At 66.6% G+C, this 9158-nt stretch carries 10 protein-coding genes; 3 read left to right on the top strand and 7 right to left on the bottom strand.

Features of this window, described 5'->3' with window-relative positions:
• Positions 1–267: 267 nt before the first annotated feature.
• The 6 genes from Q0996_RS17990 to Q0996_RS17965 form a co-directional block, all read right to left on the bottom strand.
• A complete protein-coding gene (locus Q0996_RS17990) occupies positions 268–1317 on the bottom strand; it encodes a permease (RefSeq protein ID WP_299622876.1) in 1050 nt (349 codons plus the stop codon).
• Between the two features lie 55 nt (positions 1318–1372).
• Positions 1373–1687 carry a helix-turn-helix transcriptional regulator gene (locus Q0996_RS17985; RefSeq protein WP_299622873.1) on the bottom strand — a complete coding sequence of 105 codons (315 nt, stop codon included), beginning with the start codon at positions 1685–1687 and terminating at the stop codon, positions 1373–1375.
• Between the two features lie 73 nt (positions 1688–1760).
• Positions 1761–3068, bottom strand: coding sequence for an adenylosuccinate lyase family protein (locus Q0996_RS17980; RefSeq protein ID WP_299622871.1), 1308 nt, complete (start codon positions 3066–3068; stop codon positions 1761–1763).
• 12 nt (positions 3069–3080) lie between these two features.
• Positions 3081–4583, bottom strand: a complete 1503-nt coding sequence (locus Q0996_RS17975; RefSeq protein WP_299622868.1) for a tripartite tricarboxylate transporter permease — start codon at positions 4581–4583, stop codon at positions 3081–3083.
• Between the two features lie 3 nt (positions 4584–4586).
• Complete coding sequence (locus Q0996_RS17970) at positions 4587–5054, bottom strand: tripartite tricarboxylate transporter TctB family protein (RefSeq protein WP_299622865.1); 468 nt, start codon at positions 5052–5054, stop codon at positions 4587–4589.
• Between the two features lie 11 nt (positions 5055–5065).
• On the bottom strand, positions 5066–6031 hold the full coding sequence (locus Q0996_RS17965) for a tripartite tricarboxylate transporter substrate binding protein (protein ID WP_299622862.1): 966 nt from the start codon (positions 6029–6031) through the stop codon (positions 5066–5068).
• 108 nt (positions 6032–6139) lie between these two features.
• Between Q0996_RS17965 and Q0996_RS17960 the strand changes: the two genes are divergently transcribed.
• Entirely contained in the window at positions 6140–7120 is a 981-nt protein-coding gene (locus Q0996_RS17960) for a LysR family transcriptional regulator (RefSeq protein ID WP_322096748.1), read from the top strand.
• 8 nt (positions 7121–7128) lie between these two features.
• Here Q0996_RS17960 and Q0996_RS17955 read toward each other — a convergent pair whose 3' ends face one another.
• Positions 7129–7653 (bottom strand): GNAT family N-acetyltransferase, encoded by a 525-nt coding sequence (locus tag Q0996_RS17955; RefSeq protein ID WP_299622857.1) that lies wholly within the window; start codon positions 7651–7653, stop codon positions 7129–7131.
• A gap of 114 nt (positions 7654–7767) precedes the next feature.
• On the opposite strand from Q0996_RS17955, the gene Q0996_RS17950 reads away from it, so the two are divergent.
• Both Q0996_RS17950 and Q0996_RS17945 read left to right on the top strand, forming a co-directional pair.
• The gene (locus Q0996_RS17950) at positions 7768–8010 is read left to right on the top strand and encodes an Lrp/AsnC ligand binding domain-containing protein (protein WP_299622855.1); all 243 of its coding nucleotides are present in this window, start codon (positions 7768–7770) and stop codon (positions 8008–8010) included.
• A 333-nt stretch (positions 8011–8343) separates the two neighbouring features.
• Positions 8344–9108 (top strand): PEP-CTERM sorting domain-containing protein, encoded by a 765-nt coding sequence (locus Q0996_RS17945; RefSeq protein WP_299622852.1) that lies wholly within the window; start codon positions 8344–8346, stop codon positions 9106–9108.
• The last annotated feature ends 50 nt before the right edge of the window (positions 9109–9158 follow it).

The raw sequence follows: 9158 nt of genomic DNA, 5'->3' as shown, positions 1-9158 counted from the left end.
CCGATCAGAGAACCCAGAAAACAAAGCCTGAAAGATCAATATCCCAAACCGATACCCGGCCTTGACAACAAAATCACCATACGAGTCCGGCAATGACGGTCTGGGGGGCAGCGAGCCGCACCCCTCTGTCGGGAAACGCTTCATTTGGGACAGCCTCTAAGCGCCTATCCACCGCGCCGTCAGGGGGTCGACCTCGATCCGGAAGGCGCTGGCGGGCCGGAAGGCGCTGGCGGGGCCCTTCCCTTTCCTTCAGGAGCGCAGCTTCCGTCACGCGATCCAGGCCTGGAAGAGGAGACCGGTGGCGAAGGAGCCGCTCAACGCCAGGGCGATGTAGAGGGCAAAGACCGGGCGCTTCACCAGGGCGAAGACGGCAATCGCCGCGGGCAGCGAGGTGACGCCGCCGGCCACCAGGAAGGCGAGACCGGCGCCGGCGGCCATGCCCTGCTCGATGAGCCCGCCGACCAGCGGCAGGGCGGCATAGCCGTTGAGATAGGCCGGCACACCGACGAGGGTCGCCGTGGCAATGGGTGCCAGACCTTCGCCGCCCAGGGCTGAGGCCACCCAGTCCGCCGGCACATAAGCCAGCATCAGGCTTTCCAGCAGGAAGGCCAGGGTCAGCCACTTGCCGAGGAACAACGTGGTTTTGACGGCCTCGCGCCCGAACTTCGCAACCCGCTCCTCCTCCTGCCAGAAGCGCCAGACCACCGGCTTGGGCGCACGCACCTTGGCGCCGCCGCAGCCGCCATTGCCGATCCCCTCGCGCAGGGGTTCGCTCAAAGCCCCGGCGCGCATCAGGGTCAGGGTGGCATAGCCGCCGAAGAAGCCGAGACCGATGGCGGCCAAGGTCTTGGCCACGGCGAACTCGGTGCCCAGCACACCAGCGGTAAGCACGAACATGGAGGGGTCCATCACCGGCGAGGCGAGCCAGAAGGCCATGACCGCGGAGAGCGGCACGCCCATGCTGAGCAGCGCGGCGATCAGCGGAATGACCCCGCAGGAGCAGAAGGGCGAGAGCCCGCCGGCCAGGGCCGCCAGCACGATCATCAGATGGGGCGAGCCGGTGAAGGCGCGGGCGATGATGTTGTCGGCGCCGGAGGCACCGGCATAGGCGGCGATGCCGATGGACAGCAGCAGGTAGGGCGCGGTCTGCGCCAGCGCGCCAAGCACGAAGGCGACGCTGTCGTTCGCCTGAGCCGGCACGAGGAGAAACAGCAAAGCGAGAATCAGCCCCGCGGTCAGCCAGACCCGCTCCTCCCGCCAGGTTCTCGCCGCCATGCCCAGACCCAGAGCGCGCGCCTGTAAGGCAAAGTCCGTCATCGCGATACCTCTAGGTTTCTAGTTTTATCTGCCCAAAAGAAAAGGCTGCCCTTGCTCACGCTGCATCCTCCGTCAAAAGGCTGACGCCGGTGCAGCACTTGTCGGTGAGAAAGCCGACGGTGCGCCGCATGGCATCGTAGTCGGCGCGGTTCACCACCTCGCGGCCGCGCCGCTCCTGAATCACCAGATCAGCCGACACCAGGGTGGAGAGGTGGTGCGCCAGGGTCGAAGCGGGCATCTTCAGGTGATCGCCGATGTCGCCCACGTTCAAGCCCTCCTCCCCTGCCCGCACGAGCAAGCGGTAGATGTCGAGGCGCGCCTCATGGCCGAGGGCGGCCAGGGCGCGGGCAACGGAGGCTTTCGCAGTCATACCTTTCTAAATAACTAGATTTGTAGTTTTGTCAAGCAAGAAGGCCGTCTCCTCCGAGAGGCCGGTGGTGGCACTAGCTTGGGCCCAGGTGGCGGGACAGCTCGAAAAGCCCGGCGATTTCCTCCGCCGAGACCCTGGCGGTTACCGCCGGATCGGACAGCAGGGCCTCTTCCAACGTGTGTCCGTTCGCGCGCACCGAATCGCAGGCCTTCTCGACCAGGCGACGGGCCTCCGTCCGTCCAAGCTTCGCCGCCAGCGACAGCGTGGCGGTCTCGGAAAAGGCCAGACCCCGGGTGACCATCAGATTGCGCACCATGGCCTTTCGGTCGACAGCGAAGCCGGCGAAGAGGCTCCGCGCCCAGCGCAGCGCGCCGGAGGCATAGAGAAAAACCTCCGGCACCGTGACCCATTCGGCGACCCAGACCCCGCCGGAACGTTCGTGCTCGTGGCCCATCAGCTCCGGCGCGGCGCCTGCGCGCATGCGACCCAGACGGGCCACCGCCTCGGCGAACTCGGAGGCGCGCTGGTTGCGCTTGTGGGTCATGGCGCTGGAGGCGCCACGCCCCGGGCGATGACCTTCATGGACTTCGGCGATGTCGGTGCTGGCCAGACGGTTCACCTCATGGGCGATCTTCTCCAGGCTCGCGCAGAGCAGACCGAGTGCCGTCAGGACCTCGGCGATGCCGTCGCGGGCGTTTTGCCAGTGGACCCTGGGAACCGGCAGGCCGAGCCGCTTGCCGACCTCGTCGCGCAGGGCGGGCCCCAGCGTGCCGTAGGCCGCCAGCGACCCGACGGCGCCGCCGAACTGAAGCAGCAGGCCACGGGCCGCGGCGTCTTGCAGAGCGCCCCGCCGCCGCGTCAATTCCTCGACCCAGACGGAGAGCTTCAGGCCGAGAGACAGAGGCTGGGCGTGCTGGCCGTTTGTGCGCCCGATGATCGGCGTATCGCAATGCTCCTGCGCCAGATCCGAGAGCCTGGCAAGCAGCGCCGCGAGCCCGCCCTCGATGACGCCGAGACCCTCGCGCAGTTGCAGCACGGTGGCACTGTCCATGACGTCCTGGGTGGTGACGCCCCAGTGCACCCAGTCTTCGTGCTCGGGGCCGACCCGCTCCTTGAGCTGACGGCAGAGGCCGATGATCGGCCGGCCCGCCAGGATCATCTCGGCCGCCAGGCGGGCGTCGTCGAAGGGCCCCTCGCCGGCAGCGGCAGCGATGGCCGCCGCCGCCTCGCGGGGGATGATGCCGAGTTCGGCCTGGGCCGCGGAGATCGCAGTTTCCACTTCCAGCCAGCGGCCGATGGTCGCCCCTTGGCTGAAGACTGCACGCATGTCCGCTTCCGAGAAGATCTCCTCATAAAGGGGCCAGTCGAGCAGCGCGTGCATGCGTCCCGCTCCTCAGGCCTGCTGCATTGCGCGCCGTTTCATGGCGCCGCGCAGCCGCATGGCCACCGCGAAGAGCCCGAGCGCGAGGAAGGCGATGGCAAAGGGCCGCTCGGCGAAGATGCCCCAGCCGGAGTCCGACATCAGCAGGGCCTGGCGCAGGGTCTCCTCGGCGCCGCCGGCCAGCACGAAGGCGATGACGAAGGCCGCCGGGTTGAAATCGAACTTGCGCATCAGCCAGCCGCCGATCCCCGCGCAGATCATCACCAGCACATCGAACATCGAACCGCGCGCCGAATAGGCGGCGATGAAGGCGGTCAGGAAGATCAGCGGATAAAGGATGTTGGTGGGAATCTTGAGGATCAGGCGCCCGACAAAGGCAGCGCCGAAATAGCCGATCAGCCCATAGAGCGCGATGCCGATGAGGCCTGCGGCGAAGAGCCCGTAGACCAGATCCTTGGAGGTGAGGAAGAGCGTCGGCCCGACCTGGATGCCGTGGATCAGGAAGACCCCCAGAAGGATCGCGCCGATGGTGCTGCCCGGAATACCGAGGGTCAGCAGCGGCGCCATGGAGGGGCCGGAGACGGCATTGTTGGCCGATTCCGGCGCGGCGATGCCTTCCAGCGCGCCCTTGCCCCAGTCTTCGCCGTTGGCGGCGCGGCGCTTGCCCTCGCCATAGGAGATGAAGGCGGCGATGGCCGAGCCAAGGCCGGGCAGCACGCCGATCCCGGCGCCGATGAAGCCGCCGCGCAGGACATGGGGCAGGCAGGGTTTGTACTCCCGCCAGCTCAGGCCGTTGCGCGCCCTGTCGTCGTCATCGCCGGTCTCGAAGGCGTCCACCTGCTGCTTGCGGACCTCCATCTGGGCGAAGACCTCGCCCAACACGAAGATGCCGATCATCAGGGGCACCAGCCCGATCCCGTTGGAGAGGTCGAAGTTGCCGAAGGTAAAGCGCTCCTCGCCGGAGATCGGATCGAGACCCACCATGGCCACCAGCATGCCGAGGACGGCGCTGGCGAGACCCTTGAGCACCGACTTGCCGATGACCGAGCCGATCACCACGAAGGCAGCGAAGTAGATGGCGAAGTATTCCGGCGGCCCCAGCTTCAGCGCCAGGGCGGCGATCCAGCCGACGCCGACGATCAACAGAATGTCGCCCATGTAATCGCCGATCACCGAAGAGACCGTGGCCACCTTCAGGGCCTTGCCCGCCTTGCCCCGGCGCGCCAGCGGATAGCCGTCGATCTGGGTCGCCGCCGAGGCCGCGGTGCCCGGCGTATTGAACAGGATCGCGGCAATCGACCCGCCGTAGCGTCCGGACTTGCCGATCACGTAGAGGAAGGCCAGGGCGAAGAGGGGATCCATGTAGAAGGTGATGGGCAGCAGCATGGCGATGGCCGCTGCCGCGGTGAGGCCCGGCGTGGCACCGACCACCATGCCCACCACCGCCGCCAGCAGAATCGCCAGCAACAGATTGGGATCGGTCAGCACCAGGGCGAGGCCGGCAAAGATTTCCATGGCTCAGCTCCCCTGAAGCAGATCGAGGAGGTCGAAGTACGCCCCGTAGGGCGGGAAGACGCCCAGCGCCTCGAAGAACACCAGGTGATAGGCGAGCGGGCAGAGCAAAGCGGCCAACCCCAGCACCAGGGGCCGGCGCACGTCGAAGGCGGCCAGCGCCAGCGGCGCGGCCACGGCCGTGGCCAGCAGGTAGCCGACCGCGCCGATGGCCCACCAGTAGGCGAACGACAGGAACGACAGGCCGCCCACTTCCGCCAGGGTGCGGATGGCCGGGGATGCGCCGGCCTCGCCCCTGCCCTTCAAGCCCGTGATGGCCATGGCTCCGCCGATAACAATGAGGGCCGCCGCGATGAGCGTCGGAAAGAGGCCTGCCCCTACCTCGCCCGGCGCGGCGGGCGGCACCTGCAGGGCGCCCCAGAGGGCGCCCGCGCCGATCAGCGCGAGCACCCCGCCTTCCACCAAGGTCTTCATGGCCCGGCGCCTCAGTTGGTGAGGCTGGCCAGCAACGGCTCGGCGTCGGCCTTCATGGCCCGCAGCTTCGCCTCGGCCGCCGCCGGACCGGCAAAGCCGGGCCCGGTGCCGCGCGCCGCAAGGAGTTCGGCAAACTTCGGCTTCGCCACGATCTCCTGCAGAGCGGCCGTGAGGCTGGCCACCACGTCGTCGGGCGTGTCCTTGGGCGCGAAGACGATGACCGGCGAGCTGATGGCGGCAAAGGGCACACCGATCTCGCCGAAGGAGGGAACCTCGGTCATCACGCCGTCGCGCTCCTCGGCGTTCACCGCCAGGGGCCGAAGCTGTTCCTCGAAGCCGCGCGCCTGCTGCACGCCGATGAAACCGAAATCGGTCTGGGCGCCGATCAGGGCCGCCCGGGCCGGACCGCCGCCCTTGAAGGGAACGTCCTGCGCCTGGAGGCCGTTCTTCGCCAGGAAGCCGAGACCGGCGACATGGTGGAAGCCGCCGCGCCCGGAATGAGCCCAGCGCAACGCGCCCGGGTTCTGCTTCGCCGCCTCGATGACGTCCTGCACCGACGTGAAGCCGCTCGCCGCCGGCACCATTAGCGAGGTCTGCAGTTCACCCACCTGGGCAACGATCTTGAAGCTCCCGAAGGGGTCGACAGGGGTGTCGCGAAGCATGGTCGACAGCAGGAACGAGCCGCCCGAGGTCAGCATGACGGTATAGCCGTCGGGCCGCGCGCGCATCGCCGACTGGGCGCCGTTCAGGCCGCCGGAACCGGGCTTGTTGACCACCACCAGGGGCACCTTGAGCACGCCTTCGGCAGCGGCGGAGAGGGCGCGCGCATAGGCGTCGGTGCCGCCACCGGCCTTAAAGGGAACGACGATGTTGATGGGACGGCGCGGGTAGTCGGCGGCCTGCGCGGTGGCAAAGGGTCCGGCAGCCGCAAGGACAGCCGCCGCAGCGGCGCCTCTCAGAAAGGTTCTGCGTTTCATAGGGTCCTCCAGCATTGGGGCGGGTTCTTGGCGACGACGTTGTCCGCCGCGCAGTTCGACCCTAGCCGGTGACACGATATACCAAAAATGCAATGATATGATTGGTTGATGCAAATTCCGTCAATAATGAGAATTCCATTAATGAATATCAAAGGATTACGAGCATTCAGAAATGTGGTAGCGCAAGGATCGGCCGCCGCCGCCGCGGAGTCCATGCACCTCAGTCAGCCGGCGATCAGCCGGCTGATCTCCGGGCTCGAAGCCGAGTTGCGGCTCACCCTCTTCCACCGCACGCGCCAGCGGCTGCTGCTCACCGAGGAAGGGGCTGCCTTCTATCGCGAGGCCGGGCGCATTCTGGACAACCTGGACGAGGTGCCGCGCATCGTCGCCGAGATCCGCGCCGAGCGGGTGGAGCGACTGCGCATCGTCTGCATGCCGCGGATCGCGCCGACCATCGTCTCTCCGGCGGTTTCCCGGATGGCGGCGGACCACCCGAAGGTGCGGATCTCTCTGGACGTGCGAACGAGGCGCGATCTCGAGCGCTGGATCGCCGGACGGGAGTACGACATCGGCGTCGGCGCCTTGCCGGTCTCCCATCCCCAGATCGAGAGCCGCCCGCTGTTTCGGGCTGCCGCCCAGGTGGTGCTGCCCGCCGGGCACCCCCTCGCCGAGCGCGAGGCCCTGTCGGCGAAAGACCTGAAGGGCGAGCGGATCGTCACGCTGATGCGCGGCCTTTTGCTGCGCCAGCAGGTCGACGAGTTCTTTCGCTCCGCCGGCATCGAAGCGGCCTACGCCATCGAGACGGCGTCCTCCCAGCTCGCCTGCCAGTTGGTGGCGGACGGTGCCGGACTGACCATCGCCGATAGCCTGACCACCAGCGTGGTCGAGTCCTCGCGCATCGTGCTGCGGCCGCTGGAGCCGCGGCGCTGGACCTCCTTCGGCCTGCTGATTCCAGGAAAGGCCGGCCCGGCCGAGTATACGGATCGCTTCGTCGAAACCCTTAACCGGACCGTCGCGGCCATGCTGCGCCCCGGTTCCATCGAGGCCGTCGACCCCGCCGTGGAGCCTCAGAACCGGCGGCAGCCCTAGCCTGCCGCTCACGCTCCGGCGAGATCTTTGACCATGCAGACGCGCGGGCTCAGACGGTCGAGGCCCCGCGCCCGCTCGTTCTGCCGGATCGCCTTCAACTCGGGCCCGGCCTGGTTTTCGGCGACCACGGCAAAGCCAAGGCGCTCGTAGTACGGCCGGTTCCAGGGCACATCGCGGAACGTTGTCAGGTAAAGCCGGGTAAAGGCCCGCGCCCGGGCCCAGTCTTCGACGGCTGCGATCATCGCCCGCCCAAGCCCCCGGCGGCCGTAGTCCGGGTGAACCGAAAGCTCCGCCAGATAGCCCTGGCCGTCTACCGCCGCGGCGATGGCCAGCCCGACCAGCCGCCCCTCCTCCGCCTCGGTCACCCAAAGCCGGCGATCCGCGGCCAGGCTGCGGTACTCGGCCTCTGCGGTGGGCCGGCCCCGCGCAATCGCCTGCAGCCCGATCCCGGCAAAGCGGCCTGCGGCAGCGGTTTCGACGTCACCCAACAGAGCGGCATCGGCCTGCCGCGCCAGACGGATGCGGCAGTTCATGGTTGCAAGGAGCGCTGCCGGGCCACTGCCGCCTTGGCGCCGGATGCCAAGCGGCTATGATGGGAGCCTAAGACTCGGGCCGCGCAGCGACGACACAAAGCAAGACGGGACGCAATGCAAACCATTTTCATCATGATCAAGTGCGAACTTGGGCAGGCCTATCCGGTGGCCGGTGAACTGGTCGAGAGCGTTGAACAGGTCTCGGAAGTGCATTCGACATCGGGCGAGTACGATCTTTTGGTCAAGTGCTATCTGCAGGACGGCGACGACATCGGGCACTTCGTGAATGAGCAGGTGCAGACACTACCGGGGATCAAAGACACCTTCACCCTGATCGCCTTCAAGGCTTTCTCCTGAGAGCCACTCACAGTCCGCGCCGTCTGGCCCGGAAGTGACGGAATTTCTTACATCTCGTGCGGCATCGGGAAATCCGGACCACGAACCGATATTGCTGTGATAACAATAGCTTAACGGGCCGTTCCTATACTGACCTAAGCTGCTCGGACACGCGCAGATCACAGAAGGAGTCGGAATTTCTTACAGGGTCTGCGGGGCGCCCCGGCAGGCAGATTCTAAGCCTTTGAAAAGCAATAAGACTTCTATTCTGGCGCGAAATTTGCTTAATAGTAGTGAAAGTGTCATACCTCCGCTCCGGTGTGGGGCGGATTGTGGGTCCCAGGAGGGGTATTGATGAGGACGTTGATCGCTTTTGCTGCGGCATCCGGCCTGATTGCAGGCGCGGCATCATCTGCGCAAGCGGCCAACTGGCTGTTGGATTTCGACGAGCTGCAGCGCGGCGAAATCCTCGGCAATCAGTATGCCTCGGGCATCCCGGGCGCCACCTCGACCAGCGTGGTGATTAGCGCCTTGGGCGGTGAAGCCGATATCGCCGTAGCCTTCGACACCAACAATGCCACCACAGGGTCGAACAACGGCGTTCCCACGAACGATGGCGATAGCGATCTGGCCAATCCCTTCGACAACACCTCGACCAACTTCGGCAACATCCTGGTGGTGCAAGAGGATTTCGACGGCGCCACCGCCTGCGGCAGCTTCACCTGTCTCGACAACGGGATCATTCCCGACGACGAACTTCACGGCGGGTCGATCATCTTCGACTTCGGCAATACACCGACCGACCTGACGTCGATCGACTATTTCGACAACGAGAACACCACGTCCCAATCGATTTCCCTGGAGATCACCTACGCCGATTCCTCCATGGTGAGCCAGCAGTTGGCGCCGGTAGGCAATCATGACTGGGGCGTCTTCAACTTCGGCAACCTCGGCCAAAACGTGACCAAACTCGTGGCGGTCTTCGCCGGGACCGGCGCCATCGACGGCCTGCGCGGCCGCGACCGCGGCACTGCGGTCAGCGAACCGCAGACCCTGGGGATCTTCCTGGCTGGGCTGGCCGGCCTGGCCCTTTACCGCCGCCGCCGGCAAAGGGCGTGACCGGCCGGGCGCGCGGACCGAACTTTTTCGAAACAACAGCCGGCGTCGCC

The sequence above is a fragment of the Pelagibius sp. genome (assembly GCF_028289705.1).
In the GTDB taxonomy this organism is placed as follows: Bacteria; Pseudomonadota; Alphaproteobacteria; order Kiloniellales; family Kiloniellaceae; genus Pelagibius.
The sequence above is the reverse complement of the archived record's forward strand: the minus strand, read 5'-3'. Positions and strand labels throughout refer to the sequence as shown.